General features: G+C 72.4%; 17 protein-coding genes and 2 pseudogenes. 7 read left to right on the top strand and 12 right to left on the bottom strand.

Annotation, left to right across the window (positions count from 1 at the left end):
• The 3 genes from KWI83_RS02760 to KWI83_RS02750 form a co-directional block, all read right to left on the bottom strand.
• The gene (locus tag KWI83_RS02760) at positions 1-246 is read right to left on the bottom strand and encodes a hypothetical protein (RefSeq protein ID WP_218512583.1); all 246 of its coding nucleotides are present in this window, start codon (positions 244-246) and stop codon (positions 1-3) included.
• Between the two features lie 87 nt (positions 247-333).
• Complete coding sequence (locus KWI83_RS02755; protein WP_218512582.1) at positions 334-2,565, bottom strand: glycoside hydrolase family 9 protein; 2,232 nt, start codon at positions 2,563-2,565, stop codon at positions 334-336.
• Positions 2,566-2,725: 160 nt separating this feature from the next.
• Positions 2,726-5,824: a glycoside hydrolase family 2 TIM barrel-domain containing protein gene (locus tag KWI83_RS02750; RefSeq protein WP_218512581.1), complete on the bottom strand. Its 3,099-nt coding sequence runs from the start codon at positions 5,822-5,824 to the stop codon at positions 2,726-2,728.
• Positions 5,825-6,079: 255 nt separating this feature from the next.
• Between KWI83_RS02750 and KWI83_RS02745 the strand changes: the two genes are divergently transcribed.
• Complete coding sequence (locus tag KWI83_RS02745; RefSeq protein WP_218512733.1) at positions 6,080-8,452, top strand: SpoIIE family protein phosphatase; 2,373 nt, start codon at positions 6,080-6,082, stop codon at positions 8,450-8,452.
• A 215-nt stretch (positions 8,453-8,667) separates the two neighbouring features.
• On the opposite strand, the gene KWI83_RS02740 is transcribed toward KWI83_RS02745, so the two are convergent.
• Positions 8,668-9,570, bottom strand: coding sequence for a helix-turn-helix domain-containing protein (locus KWI83_RS02740; RefSeq protein ID WP_218512580.1), 903 nt, complete (start codon positions 9,568-9,570; stop codon positions 8,668-8,670).
• Positions 9,571-9,639: 69 nt separating this feature from the next.
• Here KWI83_RS02740 and KWI83_RS02735 point away from each other — a divergent pair, with 69 nt between their 5' ends.
• Complete coding sequence (locus KWI83_RS02735) at positions 9,640-10,458, top strand: phytanoyl-CoA dioxygenase family protein (RefSeq protein WP_218512579.1); 819 nt, start codon at positions 9,640-9,642, stop codon at positions 10,456-10,458.
• A gap of 104 nt (positions 10,459-10,562) precedes the next feature.
• Positions 10,563-11,136 (top strand): annotated as a pseudogene (locus KWI83_RS02730) (sigma factor).
• On the opposite strand, the pseudogene KWI83_RS02725 reads toward KWI83_RS02730, so the two are convergent.
• Positions 11,129-11,550: pseudogene (locus tag KWI83_RS02725) on the bottom strand (nuclear transport factor 2 family protein); the annotation flags it as partial. The pseudogenes KWI83_RS02730 and KWI83_RS02725 sit on opposite strands and share 8 nt — an antisense overlap.
• A 102-nt stretch (positions 11,551-11,652) precedes the next feature.
• Between KWI83_RS02725 and KWI83_RS02720 the strand changes: the two are divergent.
• Positions 11,653-12,102, top strand: coding sequence for a nitroreductase family deazaflavin-dependent oxidoreductase (locus KWI83_RS02720; protein WP_218512578.1), 450 nt, complete (start codon positions 11,653-11,655; stop codon positions 12,100-12,102).
• A 65-nt stretch (positions 12,103-12,167) separates the two neighbouring features.
• Here KWI83_RS02720 and KWI83_RS02715 read toward each other — a convergent pair whose 3' ends face one another.
• On the bottom strand, positions 12,168-13,091 hold the full coding sequence (locus KWI83_RS02715; RefSeq protein ID WP_308121969.1) for a cation diffusion facilitator family transporter: 924 nt from the start codon (positions 13,089-13,091) through the stop codon (positions 12,168-12,170).
• A 232-nt stretch (positions 13,092-13,323) separates the two neighbouring features.
• Between KWI83_RS02715 and KWI83_RS02710 the strand changes: the two genes are divergently transcribed.
• Positions 13,324-14,355 carry a glutathione S-transferase family protein gene (locus KWI83_RS02710; RefSeq protein WP_218512577.1) on the top strand — a complete coding sequence of 344 codons (1,032 nt, stop codon included), beginning with the start codon at positions 13,324-13,326 and terminating at the stop codon, positions 14,353-14,355.
• Between the two features lie 71 nt (positions 14,356-14,426).
• Positions 14,427-14,732, top strand: coding sequence for a DUF4235 domain-containing protein (locus KWI83_RS02705; protein WP_218512576.1), 306 nt, complete (start codon positions 14,427-14,429; stop codon positions 14,730-14,732).
• Between the two features lie 37 nt (positions 14,733-14,769).
• Here KWI83_RS02705 and KWI83_RS02700 read toward each other — a convergent pair whose 3' ends face one another.
• Entirely contained in the window at positions 14,770-15,162 is a 393-nt protein-coding gene (locus KWI83_RS02700) for a VOC family protein (protein WP_218512575.1), read from the bottom strand.
• 343 nt (positions 15,163-15,505) lie between these two features.
• Here KWI83_RS02700 and KWI83_RS02695 point away from each other — a divergent pair, with 343 nt between their 5' ends.
• Positions 15,506-16,537: a 7-epi-alpha-eudesmol synthase gene (locus KWI83_RS02695; protein WP_218512574.1), complete on the top strand. Its 1,032-nt coding sequence runs from the start codon at positions 15,506-15,508 to the stop codon at positions 16,535-16,537.
• Positions 16,538-17,387: 850 nt separating this feature from the next.
• On the opposite strand, the gene KWI83_RS02690 is transcribed toward KWI83_RS02695, so the two are convergent.
• From KWI83_RS02690 to KWI83_RS02670, 5 genes are read right to left on the bottom strand one after another with little or no spacing between them, the layout of a single operon-like run.
• Positions 17,388-18,638: a cytochrome P450 gene (locus tag KWI83_RS02690; RefSeq protein WP_218512573.1), complete on the bottom strand. Its 1,251-nt coding sequence runs from the start codon at positions 18,636-18,638 to the stop codon at positions 17,388-17,390.
• Positions 18,635-19,240 carry an ATP/GTP-binding protein gene (locus KWI83_RS02685; protein ID WP_218512572.1) on the bottom strand — a complete coding sequence of 202 codons (606 nt, stop codon included), beginning with the start codon at positions 19,238-19,240 and terminating at the stop codon, positions 18,635-18,637. Before KWI83_RS02685 ends, KWI83_RS02690 begins: the two co-directional genes overlap by 4 nt.
• On the bottom strand, positions 19,221-19,592 hold the full coding sequence (locus KWI83_RS02680) for a DUF742 domain-containing protein (protein WP_218512571.1): 372 nt from the start codon (positions 19,590-19,592) through the stop codon (positions 19,221-19,223). The genes KWI83_RS02685 and KWI83_RS02680 overlap by 20 nt, the downstream gene beginning before the upstream one ends.
• A complete protein-coding gene (locus KWI83_RS02675) occupies positions 19,589-19,999 on the bottom strand; it encodes a roadblock/LC7 domain-containing protein (RefSeq protein ID WP_003994857.1) in 411 nt (136 codons plus the stop codon). The genes KWI83_RS02680 and KWI83_RS02675 overlap by 4 nt, the downstream gene beginning before the upstream one ends.
• Positions 20,000-20,004: 5 nt before the next feature.
• Positions 20,005-21,732: an ATP-binding protein gene (locus tag KWI83_RS02670; RefSeq protein ID WP_218512570.1), complete on the bottom strand. Its 1,728-nt coding sequence runs from the start codon at positions 21,730-21,732 to the stop codon at positions 20,005-20,007.
• Between the last annotated feature and the right edge of the window lie 12 nt (positions 21,733-21,744).

Here is a 21,744-nt window from a genome sequence, read left to right as displayed (position 1 = left end):
TCAGGCGACCCGTCCCTCGCCGCCGGCGGACGGCTCGTCGTCGGGGAAGGCGGCCGCGAACTCGTCGGCGTGGGCGGCGAAGAACCGGCGGAAGGCCTCGGCGCCCTCCTGCAACGCGCGGTGCCGGGCTATGTCGGCCGCGGCCGCCTCCCGCACGAGGGCCTTCATCGACGTACCGCGCTCCTTGGCGATCTGCCGCAGGTCCTCCAGCTCACGATCACTGAACTCCACGTTGAGGGCTGGCATGCGGTTACGGTACCGCTGGGGGTACTTACTCGTAAATACCCCCAGCTCAGAGGCACCGGAAGACGGTACCGGACGGACCGGCGGGGCTCAGCCCTGGTCGGCCACGAAGGACGCCATCCGGGCCAGGGCGGCGTTCCAGTTGATCGTCGTCTCGTTGGTCGACCAGGACTGGATGTCGTCGATGTAGCAGAACTGGCCGACGCAGCCGGCGAGTTTGCTCTGCGCGTAGGGGTCCTGAATGCTGGAGTTCGGGCCACCGGCGAGCGTGCCCCGCGGCGGGTTCGGCAGGCCGGGGTCCAGCTGGCGGGCGTACCAGCGGCTGTGCTGGTTCTGTGCGCTGACCTCGCCGTAGCCGGTGACGTACGAGATGTTCAGGGCGTTGCGGCCGAGCACGTAGTCCATGCTCTGCAGCGCGCCGTCGCGGTACTTGGCGGCGCCGGTCAGGTCGTAGGCGGTGGCGATGATCACCGCGTTGTTGAGGACCTGGTGGGTGGAGCCCCAGTCGTAGAGGTTGCCGTCGGGGGCGTAGGGCATGCCGTACGGCTGGGCCCTCAGCGTGGCCAGATAGCGGTCGGCGCCCTTGATCACCGACTGGCGGACCTTGTCCCGTCCGGGGAGCCGGTTCGGCACGGTCGCGAGGTCAAGGCGGCCCGCGGCGGCCGTCCGGGCCCAGTCGAAGCCGAGGGGGCCGAAGATGTCGGCGGTGTGCACGGGCGAGGTCAGGATGTGCCGCTCGAACTGCCGCTCGCCGGTGGTGAGGTACAGCTCGGCCGCGGCCCAGTAGAACTCGTCGGTCGCGTCACTGTCGGGGTAGGCGCCGCCGCCGATGCCGTCGTTCGGGTCGGCGTACATCTCGGGGTGTGCGAGGGCCGCCGTCCAGGCCTTGCGTGCCGCCGCGAGCGCCCGCGCCGCGAACGCGCGGTCGTAGGGGCGGTACAGCCGGGCCGCCTGCGCGGCCGTCGCCGCCAGGTTGAGGGTCGCCTGCGTGGAGGGCGGGTGCAGCTCGCGCTTCTGCGGGTCGTCGCTGGGCAGCAGCGGCAAGCCCGTCCACTGCTCGTCGTGCATCTTGTGGTGCGCCATCCCGGCCAGTGGCCGCCCGTCCGGCACCTGCATCTTCAGCAGGAACTCCAGCTCCCAGCGCACCTCGTCCAGGAGGTCCGGCACCTTGTTGCCGCTCTCCGGGATGGCGAGGGTGCCGTCGCGGAGCGGGCCGGTCCGGCCGGTGCGGGCGTGCAGAGCGCGTTCGTACGTGCTGAGCAGCTCCCACGCGGAGATGCCGCCGTTGACGACGTACTTGCCGTGGTCCCCGGCGTCGTACCAGCCGCCGGTGACGTCGAGGGTGTAGTCGCACACGCCGGGCTGACAGGGCACGTTCGTGTCGCCCTGGTTGGGCGCGACACCCACGTGCCCGGCGGGGCGCCCGTAGCCGGGGCGCAGATCGTCCCGGATCTCGATGCCGCTGCGCTGTGTGTAGTAGAACTTCAGCGCGTCCCGCCGCAGCCGCTCGTACACACCGGCGTCGATGTCGAACGGCCGGCTCCTCTCGCCGTCCGCGAGCAGCGTGAGGCCCTGGCCGCGGGCCCGGTAGGAGCCGAAGTCGATCGAGTGGACGTTCTGCCCGGAGGAGACGTCGACGCCGCGCGGCACGGTCCGCCCCTGGGCCACCACCGCACCCTGGGCGTTCTTCAGCTGCCAGGGCAGCGCCTCGGTCGCGTCGGTGACGAGGGTGGCGTTCTTCGGTCCGGCGGGCAGGTAGGCGACCTGGTTGACGCGGACCCGTGGCCCGGTGTCCGGCTCGTACGGCTCCGGCGGCACCCCGCCCAGCAGCGACACGTCGTCCATGCAGAAGCGCCAGCCCTCCACTCCCCCGCCGAGCTGGAAGGCGACCTGGCCGTGCGCGGTGTCGACGGGTGAGGTGAAGGTGTAGGCGTACGCGTCACCGGAGACGCTCAGCTGCGGCTTCACCTCGAACCAGGTGTCGTACGGCGCCTGAGACAGCCCCACGATCGCGCGCACGGCGTTCCCGGCGGGCGCGCCGGAGGCGGTGAAGGAGAAGCGGTACGACTCCCCCTTCACCAGGGTGAGGTCGTTCTGGCCGACGGCCGCGTCCCACGGGTCGGTGGTGCCGCCGGGGACGTCCGCGCAGAGTCGGCCCTCGGACAGGCCTGCGGTGACGTTGCTGGTCCACCAGGGCTCGGTGGTGCTGTCGAAGGTGCCGTTCCTGACCTGCTCGACCTCGTCGGCCGCGGCCGGAGTGGCACTGAGGGCCGCTCCCAGCAGGGCCGTCAGGGACAGCAGGGCGGTTCTGCGTCGTTTCACGTCGGGGCTCCTCGGGGTGCTGGTGGCGCCCCCGGTGATGGGAGCGCTCCCAAGTTGCGGACCCCCGCCATGCTTGTGGGAGGGGTGACATGCCGTCAACGGTCCGGACGGTACTGCTTTTCCGTCCGGACCGTCGGGACCGTTCGGCGTAGGACCGCGCTCAGCCGGCCGGGACCTCCAGCTTGCCGATGCGCACCGCGCCCCGGGCCTCGCCCGGGTACCGGCTGGTGAGGGTGAGGCGCAACCGGGAGGCGCGGACCGGCGCGAAGGTGATGACCGTCGGCGCGCCGGAGGCGGTGGCCCAGTCGACGGACACGTCCTTGACCGGCACGTACCGGCGCCCGTCCCACACCTCGGCCTCGACGGCCGCGGGCAGGCTGTGCGTCGCGTCCGCGGTGAACCAGACCTCCGCCCGGTCGAAGGTGCGCGCCCGGCCCCAGTCCACCGACACCCAGTCCCGCGCCCGGGCCCCGTCGAAGGCGGGCAGCAGGGCGGTGGCCGCCTTGTGGAAGCCGTTGGACCAGCCGGTGGCCGGGTCGCCGTCGAGCATGGCGGCGGGCAGGGTGTCGGGGCGGCCGGAGTAACTGGCGTCGGCGTGCGGGTAGTTCAGCGGGGCCGGGTGGTCGGGCGCGAACTGCGGCGCCGGGGTGGTCGCGGCCGACCGGGCGCGCGTCGTGCGCACGGTCACGGTGCCGGTCCGCAGGCCCTTCACGCGGGCGGTCACCTTCAGGATGCCGGGCCTGCCGCCCGCGCGGACGACGGCGAGTGCCTTGCCGTGGAAGGCGGTCCGCGTGCTCGCCTGGTAGCGCTCGGCGCTCTCCTGACGGCCGTTGTCGAGTCCGGCGAGGGAGCCGCCGCTCACGTCGAAGGCGATGAGATGCCCGGCGTCCGGCACCATGACACCCCGGGCGTCGACGATCTCGGCGGTCACGAAGACCAGCGAACGCCCGTCCGCCGCCAGGGACGTGCGATCCGTGGTGAGGCGGACGGCGTGCGGGGCTCCGGCCGTGCGCAGCACGTCCGTGGCGACCACCTTGCCGTCGCTGCGCGCCACCGCCTTCAGCTCCCCCGGCTCGAAGGGCACCCGCCAGGTGAGGTGCAGCTTGCCCGCGCTGCCGTTCGGGCTGGTGTAGCTGCCGGGGTAGGGGCCGTCGGTGAAGGTCTTGTCGTCGCCCGTGGCCTCGGTGGTCTCCAGGTAGGTCCGCCCGTCGGTGGTCTTCTTGGTGTCGAACCGCCGCACGCCCAGCGACCGGCCGTTCAGGAACAGCTCGACGGTGTCGACATTGGCGTACGCCCAGACCTCGACCGTCTCCCCCTTGGCGTGGTTCCAGCTCATCGGCAGCAGATGGACCATCGGCTCGCTCGTCCACTGGCTCTTGAACAGGTAGTACATGTCCTTCGGGAACCCGGCCGTGTCGACCGCGCCGAAGAAGGACGCCTTCACCGGGAACACGTCGTACGGCGTGGGCTCGCCGATGTAGTCGATGCCCGACCACAGGAACTGCCCCGTGAACCACTTCCGGTCCCGGTCCTTCTTGTGCCCGTACTCGCCGCTCATCGTCCAGGAGGCGAGGTTGTTGTCGTACGAGGAGGTGGCGCGCCTGCCCGGTGTGTGGTTCTCGCCGGTGTTGAGCCGCTCGGGCTCCTGGTACGTGCCGCGCGTCGAGGTCTCCGACGACGACTCCGACTCGAAGAGGAACAGGTGCGGGTAGGCCGCGTGCAGGGCGTCGGCGGACTTGGCGGTGTTGTAGTTGAGGCCGAGGCCGTCCAGCTTGGCCAGCATCAGGTCGGCGGCCGAGCCCTTCGCGGGCAGGCGGCGGTACTTGTCGGAGCCGATGACCAGCGGGCGGGTGTCGTCGGCGGCCTTGATGGCGGCGATGATCCGGTCGGCCATGGCGAGCCCGGCGGTGGAGGTGGAGTCGGGGACCTCGTTGCCGATGGACCACATGATGACGGCGGGCGAGTTGCGGGCCGCGAGGACCATCTCGGTGGCGTCCCGCTCGCACCACTCGTCGAAGAACCGGCCGTAGTCGTAGCGGTTCTTGCCCCTCCGCCAGCAGTCGAAGGCCTCGACCTGCAGCACGATGCCCAGCTCCTCGCAGACCCGGATCACCTCCGGTGAGGGCGGGTTGTGGGAGGTGCGCAGGGCGTTGACCCCCATCGACTTCATGATCGTCAACTGTCGGCGGACGGCGTCGATGTGGGTCGCCGCTCCGAGCGCGCCCAGGTCGTGGTGGAGGTCGACGCCCTTGAGCTTGGCGTAGGTGCCGTTGAGGTGGAAGCCCTCGTCGGGGTCGCAGCGGAAGGTGCGGATGCCGAAGGGGGTGCGGTAGGTGTCGGTGGTCTCGCCGTCGACGCGCAGCTCGGTGACGAGGGTGTAGCGGTGGTGGGGGGTGTCGAAGTCCCAGAACTCGGGCCGTGGGACGGTCAGTTCGTGGGTTTCCGTGGCGCGGTCGGTCACGTCGGCCGTGGAGCTGGTCCGGGCGACCGTGCGGCCGTCGGGGCCGGTGATGCGGGAGCTGATCTCGACGGGTCTCGCGGTGCCGGAGGCGTTCACCACGTCCGTGCGCACCCGCACCAGGGCGCGCTCCTCGGTGACCTGGGGCGTGGTGACGTATGTGCCCCAGCGCGGCACGTGCACGGGTTCGGTGACGACGAGGCGGGCCTCGCGGTAGATGCCGCTGCCGGAGTACCAGCGGCTGCTGGGGAGTTGGTTCTGCACCTTGACGGCGAGGACGTTCTGGGTGGTGCCGTCGGTGTGCACCAGGTCGGTGAGGTCGAAGGCGAAACCGGTGTAGCCGTAGGGGTGGCGGCCGAGTTCGCGGCCGTTGCAGTAGACGTACGCGTCCATGTAGACGCCGTCGAACTCCACCGCGATCCGCTTGCCCGCGCAGCCGGGCGGCAGGGTGAAGGCGAGGCGGTACCAGCCGAGGCCGCCGGGGAAGAAGCCGGTGCCGCTGGTGGTGCCGTGATCGGTGGTCGGGATCTGCTCGATGCTCCAGTCGTGCGGTACGGCGACCTCGCGCCACGCCGAGTCGTCGTACCCGGGGTCGGCGGCGTCGGCGTAGGCACCGGTCGGGTCGGTGGTGCCCCCCGGGTTGACCAGCGCGAAACGCCAGCCGTCGCGCAGGGGGACGCCACGGCGGCCGGTGGCGTGCCCGGCGGCGTCGGCGGCCCGGGCACCGGGGGTGCCCACAAGCGCGCCGGCGGCCGGGGCGGCCGTACCGGCGATCAGAACCGATCTGCGCGTGACCGTCATGGCGACTCTCCCTCATCAGGGCCCAGAAGTACTCACAACTGATCGTGAACAAACAGATTCTGACGGTCTGCCACTCACGCCCGTCAAGGGTGCGGTGAGGTCCTTCTGTCCCGCGGGTCACATCGGCCGGATCCGGCTCTTGACCGGTGCGTCGGACGGCCCCTGCGACCAGGTTCGCGCCGGAGCGCGACGCACTAGGCTGGAGCCTGAGTGACTCGATTGTTCACTGTGCGTATGCGCGACGGAGTGACGACGATGACCTCGGAGTACCCGATCGACGAGGCCGCAACGGCCCGGGCCGTCATCGACGCCGACGGCCGGGTGACCGAGTGGGGGGAGGGGGCCCGGCGGCTGCTGGGCTGGGCGGCCGACGAGGTCGTGGGGCGGCTCGCCGCGCGGCTGGTCCAGGGCAGGGCGCCCACGCTCCGGGGATCCCGCTGGGACGGAACGCTCACTTTGCGCCACCGGGACGGCCGTACGGTGTCCGTGTGGCTGCTCGCCCACCAGCGGCCGGGGCCGGGCGGGGGCGCCGGGGACTGGCTCGTCGTCACCCCGTTGGAGGGTGCCCGGGCCCGCCCGGACGACGATCCGCTGGACCGGGCCGAGCTCACCCAGTCCCCCTGTGCCGTCGCGATCTACGACGAGCGGCTCCGGCTGCACCGGATGAACGACGCCTTGGCCGCGGTGCTCAAACTGCCCGAGGAGCGGATCCGGGGACTGCGCGTGACCGAGCTCAGCGGCCGGCTCCAGAGCGAGGAGATCGAGCAGCAACTGCACCGTGTACTCACCACCGGCCGGGTGCACGACTTCTACACCTCCGTCCCGGTCGGCGAGGACGGCCGGTCGAGCGCCTGGCTGGGCCGGATGGCGCCGATCTCCGACGCGGCGGGACGGGTGTGCGGGGTGTGCGTCGCCGTGCACGACCTCACCGAGCAGCACCTGGCCCGCGAGCGGCTCCGGCTGGTCAACGAGGCGAGCGTCCGGGTCGGCAGCACGCTCGACGTCACCCGGACGGCACAGGAACTGGCGGACGTCTGCGTGCCCGGGCTCGCCGACTTCTGCAGCGTCGACCTGCTCGACCCGCGGGAGCCCACGGGCGAGCCCGCCGCCGGGCCACTGACCGCGCCGATCACACTGCGCCGGGCAGCCCACCAGTCGATCAGTCCGGGCCCCGAGGCGGTGGTGCAGCCGGGCCGGCCCGACGTCTACCCCGCCGGCTCGCCGCAGGCCGACTCCCTGCTGGCCGGCCGGACGATCATCGCGGACATGTCGTCCGAGGCCCTCGCCCAGTGGCTGTCCTGGGACAGGGCCCGGAGGGAGCAGGTGCGGAAGTACGGCATCCACTCCACGATGTCCGTGCCGATCCGGGCGCGCGGCACGACCCTGGGCGTCGCGGTGCTCACCCGGTTCCGCCGCCCCGCGCCGTTCACGCCGGACGACCGGATGCTGGCCGAGGAGATAACGGCCCGCGCCGCCGTCTGCATGGACAACGCCCGCCGCTACTCCCGGGAGCGCGAGACCGCCCTCGCCCTGCAGCGCAGCCTGCTCCCGCAGTCGCTGCCGAGCACGGCCGCCGTTCAGGCGTGCTCGCGGTACCTGCCGGCGGCGCGGGCCGGGGTGGGCGGCGACTGGTTCGACGTGATCCCGCTGTCGGGGACGCGGGTCGCGATGGTGGTCGGGGACGTCGTCGGCCACGGCATCCAGGCCTCGGCCACCATGGGGCGGCTGCGCACCGCCGTGCGCACGCTCGCCGACATCGACCTCGCGCCCGACGAACTGCTCACCCACCTCGACGACCTGGTGCTGAGGCTGTCCGACGAGGCCGGTGCCGACGGCAGCTCCGGCGAGGTGGGCGCGACCTGTCTGTACGCCGTGTACGACCCGGTGTCCCGGTGCTGCTCGCTCGCCCGGGCAGGGCATCCCTCGCCGCTCATGGTGCGGCCGGGCGGGCTCGTAGAGGAGGTCGAGCTGCCCACCGGGCCGCCGCTGGGCCTCGGCGGGCTGCCGTTCGAGGCGGCCGAGCTGTATCTGCCCGAGGGCACCGTGCTGTCGTTCTTCACGAACGGGCTGACCGAGTCCCGCGCCCGGGACGCGGGCGGCAGGCACGAGCTGTTGCGCGAGGCCCTGTCGCAGTCGTCCGCCTCCCTGGACGAGACCTGCGACCGGATCCTGCACCTGATGCTGCCGACCGGCGGCGTCGGCGACGACGTGGCCCTGCTGCTGGCGCGCACCCAGGGGCTGCCCGCCTCGCAGGTCGCGACCTGGGACATCCCGGCCGATCCGGCGCTGGTCGCCCCGGTGCGCAGGCAGGTCGTCGACCAACTCGGCACCTGGGGGCTGGAGGAGGCCTCCTTCACCACCGAGCTGGTGGTCAGCGAACTGGTCACCAACGCCATCCGGTACGGCTCCCACCCGATCCGCCTCCGGCTGATCCACGACGCGGCCACCCTGATCTGCGAGGTGTCCGACACCAGCCACACGGCCCCCCATCTGCGGCGCGCCAAGATCTGGGACGAGGGCGGCCGCGGCCTGCTCCTGGTCGCCCAGCTCACCCAGCGCTGGGGCAGCCGGCACACGCCCGAGGGCAAGACGATCTGGGCGGAACTGGCGATGGTGGAGGCGGAGTAGGGCTACGGGACGGTTTGCGCGCTGCCGCCGTACCGGGCGCCCGAGCGGCCGGTGTTCGCGCGCCGACGCCCTCGGGCAGGCGCTGTCCGGGAGCGGTGCTCGCGGTGCTGCTCGGTGTGGACATCGGCCCGAACGTGGGTGTCGCTCCGGTCGTGGGAGGGTGAGCCGCGTGACCGCAGCGGGGCCCGCTGTCACCCGAGTCGCCGAGCCCCGCGTCACCGGTGCGCGGCACGGTACGCGCCGGGAGGGCTTCCGAAGCGCTCGTGGAACACCCGGTTGAAGTGGAACGGGCTGGCGAACCCCGAGGCCGCCGCCACGCGTTCCACGGACAGGTCGGTGCCCTCCAGCAGCCGGGCGGCGTGCCGAAGGCGCGCCGCGCGCAGGGCTCGCATCGGGGGCTCGCCGACCTGTTGGGCGAACAGGTGCGCGAACCGGGACGGGGACAGCGCGACCGCCTCCGCCAGCGAGCGGACGGTGTGCGGGGCTCCGGGGTCGGCGGCGATCAGCGCCTGGGCCCGGCGTACCCGGGCGTCGACGCCCGGCGGGGGCACCGGGGTGCGCGCGGCGGCGGCGGTGAGCAGGACGACCTCCTCCAGGGCACAGAGCGCCAGCTCATGGGCCGCCGTGCCGTGGGCGACGGCGACCCGGTCGTCGGCGGGCGTTGTCGCGGGCGGTGCCGCCACGCCCGTCCAGCGGGCGTCGGCGAGCATCCGGCGGAACGCCGACTCCACGCGGCCGTGCAGCAGGGCGGGGACGGGCGCGACGACATGGACGCCGTCCCCGGCGTCGTACGGACGCAGCCAGGGCAGCCAGGACGGTCGCGCCTGGCAGTGCGCCCACCAGAAGCGCCAGCGGCGCGCGCCCGGGGCGACGCCGTAGCCCTGCGGGACGCCGGGCGCGAGCACGACCAGGTCTCCCGCGCCCGCCCGTGTCTCGGTGCCGCCCTGGCGCAGTCGGCCCCGGCCGCCCGTCGTCCAGGTGAACAGCCAGCTGTCCGCGCCGCGTGGCCGATCGACGGTGTAGCCCGGAGACTGGTCGAAGTGGCCGACCACCACCAGGCCGGGCGGCGGCGAAGGATCGCCGGGGGCAGCAGTCCCGGGCAAGCCGTCAGTGTTCATGGACATCCTCCCGGGCGGCGTACCGGCCTAGCGTGGTGCACCGAGGACACCTCACCGAGGAGTGGACGCATGACAGCCACGGACATGGGCGCCGCCGGTCATCCCATCCTGACCCAGGAGGGGCTCGCACGGTTCCAGAAGGACGGCTTCACGGTCGTCCGCGGGCTGTTCGGGTACGACGAGATCGACCGCCTGTGCGCGGAGTTCGCGGCGCTGCACGCGGCCGGGCCCGTGCCGGGGCACTTCGAGCCGCGTGCGGGCGACGATCCGCTCGCCGCCCACCCGAGGGTCATGCACCCGCACGAGATCAACGACCTGGCGCTGCGGTTCCTGCTGGACGCGCGGCTGCGCGCTGTGCTGGAGGTGCTGCTCGGCGAGGAGGTGCTGGCCGCGCAGAGCATGTTCTACTTCAAGCCGCCGGGCGCCCGGGGGCAGGCGCTGCACCAGGACAACTTCTATCTGCGGGTCGAGCCGGGCACGTGCGTGGCGGCGTGGGTGGCCTGCGATGTGATCGACCGGGAGAACGGCGGTCTGGAAGTCGTGCCGGGCACGCACCGGATGGACATCTTCTGCCCGGAGGAGGCGGACGCGGAGGTGTCCTTCGCGCGTGAGTACGTGCCGCCGCCGCCCGGGCTCACGCCCGTACCGGTCGACATGCGGCCGGGTGACGTGCTGTTCTTCAACGGCAGCCTGGTGCACGGCTCCGGACCGAACCGCGCCACCGACCGCTTCCGCCGCTCGTTCATCGGCCACTACGTCGGCCGCTCCACCGAACGCATCGGCGGCTACTACCGCACCCTGACGATGAGCGGCGACCGGGTGGCGCTGCCGGAGAGCGAGGGTGCGGGTCCGTGCGGGACGGAGTTCGACCCGCCGGGCCCGCACTGAGCCTCGGTGACCCGAGACGGGGTGCTGCTGCTCGCGTCGGGTGTCACCTCCCCGGGGGACGGTTCGTCAAGGGAGGGACGGAGCAGACCGGAGCGCGCTGACCCATCGGCGGCCAGGAGGAACCGGCGGCGCGGTTCGAGGCGAAGCGCGGCGCTTGCGGGCGGTCGCGTTCCGGATGCTGGGCCCGCCCGACGAGGCGGACGGTGCCGTCCGGGAGGCGTGGCTGCGGCTGAGCCGCGCGGGCGGCGGCGTCGGCAACCTGGCGGCCTGGCTGACGACGGTGGTGTCCCGGATACGCCTCGACATGCTGCGGGGCCGCACGGCCCTGGCCGCCGCCCGCGGCGGTGACATCGGCGCGCTGCTCGACGTACTGGCCCCGGACGTGGTCCGCCGGGCCGACCCCGCCGTCCTGCCGCCCGGCGTGGCTCCCGAGCTGCGGGGCGCCCGTGCGGTGGCCGAGGGGACGGTGCGGTTGCGCGAGCGGTCCCGGTACGCGGCCACCGCTCTCGTCGACGGTCACGTCGGCATCGTCGTCGCCCCCCCCGCGGACGGCTGCTGTACGTCCTCACGGTCACCGTCGAGGGCGACCGGATCGGCTCCTACGAGGTCGTCGCCGACCCGGCGCGGCTGCGGCGGCTGCGCCTGGCAGTGCTCGACGGCCTCGGCTCGCCGCGCTGAAGGCCTGGGCCACCGCCAGGCTGTCCCCGTACACGTGGTGACGGACGATCCGGCCGTCCTCGACGGTGAGGTGCAGGGCGAACCGGGCGCGGTAGGGGCGTCCGGTGGGGCGGGCCGTCGGGCGGATCTCGCCGAGGACGACGGCGTCGGCGCCGTCGACGAGGATGCGCTCGATCCTGGTGTCCGCTCCGCCGGGGACGTGGTGAGCGGCCAACTCGCGGTGTGGGCGGCGGCGTGGCCGCGGGTGCCGCGCCGCGTGATCCACGGCGCGGCGGCGCGGCGGTGCTCGTCGTCCGGCCAGCTCAGCTTCCAGTCGGCGTGTGCGGCGTACAGCTCGGCGATGTGGTCGGGGTCGCCCTGGCCGATCCTGCGCAGCAGCTCCTCGACCGTGGCGCGATTTACCCGGGAGGTCATCGCGGGCGCCGGGAGTGTCGGCCGGGGTGGATGAATCCCGCGTTTGTCAGTGTTGAGGCACGGTGATAGCCGGGTTCGGTACACGAGGATGGGACGGTTGCCATGCCACTTGAGGGCGAGTACGAGCCGAGTCCGACGCAGTGGGTGCGTGAGCAGGTGGAGTTGTACGAGAGCTCCGGCGGTACGAGGGGAACGACCCTGATGGACACCGGGTTGCCCGTCGTCGTGCTGACGACCCGGGGCGCGCGGAGCGGCAAGATCCGCAAGACGCCGCTGATGCGGGTGGAGCACGAGGGGCGCTACGCCGTCGTGGCGTCGCAGGGCGGGGCGCCCAAGCACCCGGTCTGGTACCACAACCTCAAGGCGGATCCGCACGTGGAGCTCCAGGACGGCCCGGTGAAGCGGGACATGACGGCCCGGGAGGTCACCGGGGCGGAGAAGGCGGAGTGGTGGGAGCGTGCCGTGGCCGCGTATCCGCCGTACGCCGACTACGAGCAGAAGACCGACCGTGAGATCCCGGTGTTCGTGCTCGAACCGGTCGACAGGGACTGAGCCGGATCCTTGTGGGTTTTTTGGCCCCGTGACGCATGAAGGCGTAGGTGCGGGGCACCCGCACGTCAGGCCCCGCCGCGTTCCCCCGTCGCGGCGGGGCTTTCGTATGCCTCCCGGGCGGGCCGGTCGGTCACGTCGAGAAAGATCTGGTCGGCCTCGGGCACGGTACGGGCGATCGACCGCTTGATGCGTACGGCGACCTCCTCGACCCGCTCGCTGTCCAGGCCGGGGACCAGGTCGACGCGGGCGGCCACCAGCGCCGAGTCGATGCCGGTCTTCATGGTGAACAGGGCCTCGACGCTGTCGATCTCGGGCTGCGCCCGGAGCAGTGCACGGATCCTGCCGCTCGCCTGCGGGTCCGCGGCCTCGCCGATCAGCTGGGTGCGGGCGTCCTTGCCGAGGCGGTAGGCCACGTACACCAGCAGCGCGCCGATGGCCAGCGAGGCGGACGCCTCCCACACCACCTCGCCGGTGGCCAGGTGCAGCGCCATGCCGGTGACGGCGAGCGTCACGCCGAGCACCGCGGTGCCGTCCTCGGCGACGACGGTGCGCAGGGCCGGGTCGCGCAGGCCGTCGGCGACGCCCTGCCGGCGCAGCTGGTGCAGCGCGCGGAGCAGGGACGCTCCCTCGGCGAGGAGGGCGACACCGAGGACGATCATGCCGGCCACATAGCCGTCGAAGGTCTCGTCGGTGCCCTGGGTGAGCGCCTGGAAGCCCTGGAAGAAGGAGAAGCAGCCGCCCATGACGAAGATCCCGACGGCCGCGAGCAGCGACCAGAAGAACCGCTCCTTGCCGTAGCCGAAGGGATGCCGCCGGTCGGCGGGGCGGCGGCTGCGACGCAGGGCGGCCAGCAGGAAGACCTCGTTCAGACTGTCGGCCACGGAGTGCGCCGCCTCCGACAGCAGGGCGGGCGACCCGGCGATCACGCCGCCGACCGCCTTGGCGACCGCGATCACCAGGTTGGCCGCGAGCGCGACGAGCACGGTCACGCGGGTCCTGCGATCGGAGTTGCGGTCGGTCCTGGGGCCGGTGCTGGGATCCGGACTCCTCCTCCCGGCCTTGGCCCCCTGCCTTTGTGCGTCCTTCGATGCTTCCGTGGATGTCCCGCTCACCACCGCCGGTTGCCCCCGTCGGGACGGATCACACCGTGGCGGGGGCGGAAACAGGGAAACTCGGGGAACCCGGTCGGCAGCACTGCCCACAGTAGGGAGGATCGAGGCCATGAGCGGCCAGGGTGACGGAAACGGTGACGGCAACAAGGCGTACGGCCGGAAGCCGTTCCAGCGGTCCAAGAGCCACTTCGCGGACCGGATCACGGCGGACGGGCGGGACGGCTGGCCGGTCGCGGCGGCGCGTTACCGTCTGGTGGTCAGTCGTGCCTGTCCGTGGGCGAGCCGCGCGGTGATCTCGCGGCGGCTGCTGGGGCTGGAGGCGGCGGTGTCGATGGCCGTCGCCGACCCCGTCCAGGACGACCGCAGCTGGCGCTTCACCCTCGACCCGGACGGCCGTGACCCGGTCCTCGGCATCCGCTTCCTCAGCGAGGCGTACGACAAGCGGGAGACCGACTATCCGGGCGGTGTCAGCGTGCCGGCCATCGTCGACGTACCCACCGGGAAACTGGTCACCAACGACTATCAGCGGATCACCCTCGACTTCGCCACCGAGTGGACCGCCCTGCACCGGGAGGGCGCGCCGGACCTGTACCCGCAGGGACTGCGGGACGAGATCGACGAGGTGATGGCGGACGTCTACGAGGACGTCAACAACGGCGTGTACCGGGCCGGTTTCGCCACCGGGCAGGCGGAGTACGAGGCCGCCTGCTCGGCCGTCTTCCGGCGGCTGGAGCTGCTGACCCCGCGGCTGGCCCGGCAGCGCTATCTGGTCGGCGACACGATCACCGAGGCGGACATCCGGCTGTTCACCACGCTGGGCCGGTTCGACGCGGTGTATCACGGCCACTTCAAGTGCAACCGGTGGAAGCTGACGGAGAACCGGGTGCTGTGGGCGTACGCCCGCGACCTGTTCCAGACACCCGGCTTCGGCGACACCGTCGACTTCGACCACATCAAGCGGCACTACTACCAGGTGCACACCGGCATCAACCCCACCCGGATCGTGCCGCTCGGCCCGGATCTCGCGGGCTGGCTGACGCCGCATCACCGGGAGGAACTCGGCGGGCGCCCGTTCGGGGACGGCACCCCGCCGGGGCCGGTGCGCCCGGGCGAGGAGGTCCCGGCGACCGGCCGGCCCTGACCCTGCCGCAGCGCGCGGCCCGCACAGTCCGTACCGCTCCTGCCCGTCCATCACGAACCAAGGAGACCCAGGTGGCCAAGAAAAAGAAGAAGCAGAAGCTCCCCCTCGCGTACCAGCCCGTCGGATGGATGCTGGGGTGGGCCGGCGGTTGGCTGGCCGGGCTGGCCTTCCGCAAGACGTGGATGGCGATCCGGCACGAGGAGGACGCGCCGGACGCGCTGGACCCGGACCGCGGCTGGGGCGAGATCCTGCTGGCCGCCGCGGTTCAGGGCGCCATCTTCGCCGCCGTGCGCAGCGCCGTGGACCGCGGCGGGGCGAAGGCCATCGAGCGCTCGACCGGCGTGTGGCCGTCGGCGCAGAGGGGTGGCCGGGACTGACCCCGAGGGCGACCCGGCCGGGCAGCACCGGCCCGGCTCAGCCCTGCTTCGGCGCCGTGGGCAGGGCATGGCGCAGGGTGAAGGAGTGGCCCGCCGGGTCGGCATAGCCGCGCTCCTGAAGCGGCCCGGCGGAGTCCTTCGTGTCCACGGGACGCCCGCCCAGCGAGACGATCCGGCGCTCGGCCGCGTCCAGGTCCGTCACCACGAGCTCCAGATGGGCCTGGAGGGAGTTCTCGGGGCGCGGCCAGCTCGGCGGCGTGGCGTTGGCGTCGCGCCGGAACGCCAGGCGGGTGCCGTCCGCGCTCCTGATCTCCACGCGGTTGGCGGTCGCGTCGGTCTCCTCGGCGTCCATCAGCTCCTTGTAGAACTGGGCAAGCTTCTCGGGCTGGGCACAGTCGAGCACCACGACGCCCGCGGTCACCACTGACATCTCTCCTCCGAAGGGTCCAGGGGCCCGGGACGGTGCTGTCCCGCCGCCCTGTCCTTGCGGATATCCCGGCCCGCCGGTTTCAGGCACCCCTGAGCGTCTGTGCGGTCCGTCAACTGCCGGGTGTGCTGGGGGAGGTGGGATTGTACGCGGCTCAAGTGCCTTGAGCAGTAACCCAGATCACGGTCGTGTCACGGTGTAGATCATTTACGCTCTGGGCAGCCTTCGAACGCTTCTCGGGTCAACTTTCGGCCAGCGAAGCTCAGTTCGAGTGCGTGGGCGGTCGTGCGGGCCGTCCGCTCGCAGGGCGGGGGGACTCTGCGGTCCGTCTCCCGAAAGGAAGCGCATGCCTCAGGACGTCCGGTTCGACCTCCCCTTCGAGACCCCCGTCAGCGACCATCTGGAGTACGCCCGCGAGCGCCATCTGCGCTGGGTGCGGGAGAGGGGGCTGGTGCGCAGCCAGGCCGGGTTCGAGGAGTACCAGTCCTGGGACCTGCCCCAGGCCGCGGCCCGCACCTACCCGTACGCGTCGGCGGACGACATGGTCGTCCTGATGAACTGGTTCTCGCTGGCCTTCCTCTTCGACGACCAGTTCGACGCCGGCCGGCCCGACCGTGCCGACCGGATCGCGGAGGTGGCGCGCGAGCTCATCGTGACGCCCCTGCGTCCGGCGGGCAGCCCGCCCCGGGTGGTCTGCCCGATCACGGTGGCCTGGGCCGAGGTCTGGGAACAGCTCTCGGATGGCATGTCCCTGACCTGGCAGACGCGGTTCGCGGCCTCCTGGGGCCGCTTCCTCGCGGCGCACGTCGAGGAGGTCGATCTGGCGGCGCAGGGACGGGCCGGGTCGCTGGGGCCGGACGCGTACGCCGTCTTCCGGCGCCGTACGGTCGGCATCCACCACAGCATCGACGCCGGTGAGCGCAGCCGCCGCTTCGAGGTGCCGGCGCAGGCGATGGCGCATCCGCTGATGGAACGGATGCGCGACCTGGCCGCGGACACCATAGGTTTCATGAACGACATCCACTCCTTCGAGCGCGAGCGACGCCGGGGCGACGGCCACAATCTGATAGCCGTGCTGCACAAGGAGCGGGGCGGCTCGTGGCGGGAGGCGGCGGACGCGGCGTACCGGATGACGACCGACTGCCTGGACGAGTACCTGGAGTTGGAGGCCGGGGTGCCGCGGATGTGCGACGAGCTGGGCCTCGACGAGGACGAGCGGACCCGGGTGCGGATGGGTGTGGAGGCCATCCAGCACTGGATCAACGGCAACTACGAGTGGGCGCTGACCACCGGCCGCTACGCGGCGGCGAAGGACGGCCCCGTGGCCACGGCGGAGCGGGCCGGGCGGGGCTCGGTGGACGATTTGCTGGCGGTGTAAAACCAGCCGACCGCCCGGTACGCCGACCGGACCACCGCGGTTGGGCCGACCCGGCGGGTCAGGCGGGGATCGGGGCCCGCGGCGGGTCAGCCCCGGCGGCGGATCAGCGCCACGACGGACCCGCGATGGACCGGCGCCGCGACGGGTGCGGCCTCACGGCAGATCAGCGCCACGACCAACCGGCCCCACAACGGACCAGCCCCACGACGGGCGCGGCCTCACGGCAGATCAGCGCCACGACCAACCGGCCCCACAACGGACCAGCCCCACGACGGGCGCGGCCTCACGGCAGATCAGCGCCACGACCAACCGGCCCCACAACGAACCGGCCCCGCAATGGACCAGCCTGACGACGGTGCGGCCTCACGGCAGATCAGGGCACGGAGGGGGCCCTCGGCAGAGGAGGCCCCTATGGCGGAGGGGGCACCACCGGCGGATGGGGGGGCACCGCTGGCCATGACGCCGCACTGCGGGCGAGGCCCCTACGGCGGACGGGGCCCACGACGCCTCACGCCCCACCGCGGATGAAGCCCACCGCGCATCACACCCACCGGGGACCCAGCCCCACCCCGCACCACACCCCACCGCGGATGAGGCCCCCACGACAGACGAGGGCCCCACCGCACATCACACCCCACTGTCGACGGAGCCCCACCCCGCATCACACCCCCACCGCGGACCGAGCCCACCCCGCACCACACCCAACCGCGAATAAGCCCCCACGACAGACAGGGCCCACAGCGCATCACACCCCACCCCGCACGGGGCCCCACCACGCATCACACCCCACCCCGCACGAGGCCCCCAGCAGATGGCACCCAACCCCCGCACGAGGCCCCCAGCAGACCCCTTAGACAGGGAACTCCACCGGCAGGCTGTCCAGTCGTGACTCCCAGGTGGACGCCGTTGAGGTCAGCTCCTCCGGGGGGACCGCCAGGCGCAGGCCCGGTAGTCGGTGCAGCAGGACGTCGACGGCGATCTCGATGATGGCCTGGCCGATGTTCTGCCCGGGGCACTCGTGCGGGCCCGAACTGAACGCCAGATGCGACTGGTTGCCCTGGACCGACACGCCCTGGTCGGGACGGACCTCCGGGTCGAGGTTGCCGGCCGCGAGGCCGAGGACGAGCAGGTCGCCCTCCTTGACCGGGCAGCCGCCCAGCTCCAGATCGGCGGTGGCGAACCGCCCCGGCAGCACGGCCAGCGGCGGGGTGTCCCACATGACCTCCTCCACCACCGAGGAGACCGTCAACTGCCCGCTGACCAGGCCGGAGAGCCGTGAGACGTCGGTGAGGACGAGCTGCAGCACCCGGGCGAGCAGATTGCTGGTCGTGGTGTGCCCGGCGATCAGCACCAGGCGGAGATGGCTGACGACCTCGTCCATGTCCAGCCCGGCCGGGTGCTCCAGCAGGGCCGTGGTGAAGTCGGCTCCCGGTTCGTCGCGCTTGCGCTCGGCGAGTTCGCCGAGGATCTGCCGGATGTGTCCGTCGTGCACGACGGCGTCCTCACCGCCCTTGAGCACATGGGCCGAGGACTCGACCAGCCGGCGCCCCTCCCCCTCGGCGAGTCCGAGCACCCGGGTGAGGACGAGCATCGGCAGGTACTCGGCGTAGTCCGCCACCAGGTCGGCGCGCCCGGCGTCCGCGAACGCGTCGATCTGCTTGGTGGCGAAGTGCGTGGCGTGCCGCCGGATGCCGCGCGCGGCCGCGGCCTGCAGTCCGTCGGTGACCGCGCCGCGCAGCCGGCGGTGCGGTTCGCCGTCCTGCGAGACGCAGTCGGGGCGCCAGCCGAGCATCGGGATCAGCGGCGAGGTCTCCCCGACCCGTCCCTCCCGCCAGTCCCGCCAGGTCCGGGCGTCCCGGGTGAACTGCAGGGGGTTGTCGAGGACCCGCCGGTTGTCGCGGTAGCCGAGCACCAGCCAGGCCGGGACGTCGCCCTCCAGGAGCACCGGCGCGACCGTGCCGTGTTCCTTGCGCAGCCGCTCGTAGATGGCGACCGGGTCGGTGGCCGCCTCCGGCCCGTACAGGCGGGTGAGGTCGCCGGAGCCGTGGGCGACGGGGCATCCCCGCGGGGTGTCGGGACCGTTTAAGGTCTGGTCGTTCATCGGGACTCCAGTGCGACGGCGGAGCGTTCCTTCAAGTGACGTATCAGGGCGACGAGCACGTCACGGCTGGAGGTCCGGTCGCGGGCGTCGCAGGCCACGACCGGGGTGTGCGGGGAGATGTCGAGGGCGTCGCGGATCTCCTCGACCGGATAGTCCCTGGAGTCGGGGAAGACGTTGAGGGCGACGACGAAGGGGACGTTCTGTCGCTCCATCTCCTCGATCGCGCGGAAGCTGGAGGCCAGGCGGCGGGTGTCGACCAGTACGACCGCGCCGAGCGCGCCTTTGAACAGGCCGTTCCACAGGAACCAGAACCGCTCCTGCCCCGGGGTGCCGAACAGGTACAGCACCAGGCTGTCATTGATACTGATCTTGCCGAAGTCCAGGCTGACGGTGGTCTCCGCCTTGTCGGCGACGCCGATCAGGTGGTCGACGTCGGCGCTGGCCTGCGTGAGGGTCTCCTCGGTGGTGAGCGGCTTGATGTCGCTGACCGAGCGGACCATCGTGGTCTTCCCGGTGCCGAACCCGCCGGCGATCATCACCTTCACCGAGCGGGTGTCCCCGGCCGCCGCACTGCCGGGTTGGTCAAAGCCTTTCAAGTCCACTGAGTACCTCCTCAAGGAGCGCCAGGTCGGGCCCGCGACCGGCGTCGTGCGCCGGGATGGGGTCACGGGCTTCGACGCGGCCTGCTTCGAGCAGGTCCGCCAGCAGCACCGCGAGAATGTTGAAGGGCAGGTGGAGATGGGCGCCGAGTTCGGCCACCGACAGCGGTTCGCGGCAGCGCCGGACGATCTCCGCGTACTCGTGCTGCATGCCCGGGGCGGGGGCGGCTCGGGAGACGATGAGGGTCGCCACGTCGAGGCTCGACGCCGAACCGCCCGGTCCGCTGCGCCCTTTGGTGAGGACGTAGTAGCGCTCAAGACCGGACGGGTCCGTCGGCCGGCGGGGAACACTCATCCAGAGTGCTCCTCCAGGCGCGGAGTGGTGCCCAGGAGTTCGCCCATCCTGCGGGCCAGGTCCCTCATCTGATGCCCCAGCAGGCCCTGGTCGAGGCCTTCGCGCGCGAGGACACCGAGGTACGTCTCGACGCCCGCGCGGACCACGAAGAGGTGACCGCCGTCGACCTCGATCATGGCGAGCCGAAGCTGTCCCGCGTACTTGGGGAACTGCTCGGCGACCGGCTGGGCCAGCGCCTGCAGTCCGGCCACCACGGCGGCGAAGCGGTCCACGTCGTCGGGGTCTTCGGCGCCGTAGGAGGTGATGGCCTTGCCGTCGCTGGAGGCCACGAGGGCGAAACGGATCTCCTGGATGCTCTCCACCAGATCGCGGAGCGCCCAGCTCACGTCGGTTCCCTGTTGCGTCATGTGGACTAGTCGCTCTCTTCAGTGCGGTGCTCTGCGGACTCGCGTACGGCGGTCGACTCGCGGTCGCCCGGCCCGGATCCCTCGCTGTGCTCCCGTCCGGCGGTGGCGAACGCGGCCAGGCCGGTGAAGGACGTGTCCGGCGGTACGGCGGAGACAGCCGTCTCCCCGGTCCGCGCGGCACGGGCGGCCGGGGCGGGCTCGTCCTCGCCCCGCCTGCTGCGGCGCCGGGGCAGTCCACCGGGCGTGGTGTCCTGCGCCTGGGCGGCGTCGGGGGCGGGCTCGGCGGTCGCCGGCTGCGGTGCGGTGGCGGGGGTCTCCGATACGGCCGGGGCGGTGGCCGACGCGGTGGCCGGGCCGGCCGCGGGCAGCGGGCTGAAGTACTTGTGCGGGACCACGACGACCACCGAGGTGCCGAGCCAGGGCGAGTCGGCGAAGGTGACGCGAATGCCGTAGCGGCGGGCGAGGATGCCGACGACGCGCAGGCCGATGTTGGCGTCCTCCGAGACGCCGCCCAGGCCGGGGCCCGCGGCGGTGCCGGCGAGGGCGTGCTCGGCCTCGCGCTTCTTCTCCTCGCTCAGGCCCTTGCCGGAGTCCTGGATCTCGATGCCGACGCCGTTGGGGACCTCCTTGCCGGAGACGACCACCGGCTCGGTGGGCGGCGAGTAGCGGGTGGCGTTGTCCAGCAGGTGCGCGAAGATCAGCGTGAGGTGGTCCACCAGGCCGCCGTCGACGCCGAGTTCGGGCAGGTGGCGGAGTTCGACGCGGTGGAACTCCTTGATCCGGCCGATGCCGCCGCGCACCACGCTGAGGAGCCGCTGCGGCTCCTGCCACTGCCGTCCCGGACGGTCCGAGCCACCGAGCACACCGATGCTGGCGGCGAGACAGTCGGCGGGGCCGATCGCCTGGTCGAGTTCCATCAGGCCGCGCGCGACGGACGGGAGCCGGCCGTGCTCGCCCTGCATCTCGTGCAGCCGGCCGCGGAGCTTGCTGGTGAGCACGTGGATCCGGTTGCCGATGCCGACGACCGCCTGCTCGGCGGAGGTGGAGCGGTTGAACTCCTCCTCGACGCCGATCAGCGCGGTGCGCAGCACCTTGCGGAGGTCGGCCTGGAGTTCGGCGGAGACCTTGGCGCACTGGTTGGTCGAGGGCAGCAGGTCGTCGATCGCGTCACCGGCGCGCAGGCGCCGCAGCGCCTCGGGCAGCTGCTCGTTCGCGAGCCGGGCGACCGCGGCCTGCTGGTGGGCGAGGCGCTCCTGCCAGGTGGCGGTCTGCTCGGCGAGCTGTGCCTCCAGGCGCTGGGCCTGCTCGGTGAGCTGCGCCTGGTAGCCGTCGGCCTGTTCGGCGAGGCGGGCCTCGTAGTCCTCGGCCTGCTCGGCCAGCTGGGCCTCGTACGCCCGTGCCCGGTCGGCGAGTTGGGCTTCGTGGGCGGCGCGTTCGGCGGCGTGCTTGCGCTCCAGGCCCGCCACGTGCTGCTGCCACTGCTGGGAGTGCTCGGCCTGCGAGGTGCGGAAGGTGCCTTCCGCGCGCCGCAGTTGCGTCCGGGTGCGGATCAGGAGCCGTACGCACACGGAGCCGGCCGCCGTCGCCGCGATACCGGCGACGGCCACGGTTATTCGCTCCGAGCTCATGAACGTGGCGGCAACCGTCCCACCTCCTAAGGCCAGCGGCATCAGCCACCAGCTGTACCAGGCGACAGGGGCCCGCGCCGCCGGGGGCGGAGTGGCGAGTTCCATCTGCATCCTTCG

Origin of the sequence: Streptomyces sp. TRM70350 (assembly GCF_019219825.1) — a bacterium.
GTDB lineage: Bacteria > Actinomycetota > Actinomycetes > Streptomycetales > Streptomycetaceae > Streptomyces.
This window is presented reverse-complemented; position numbering and strand designations above follow the sequence as displayed.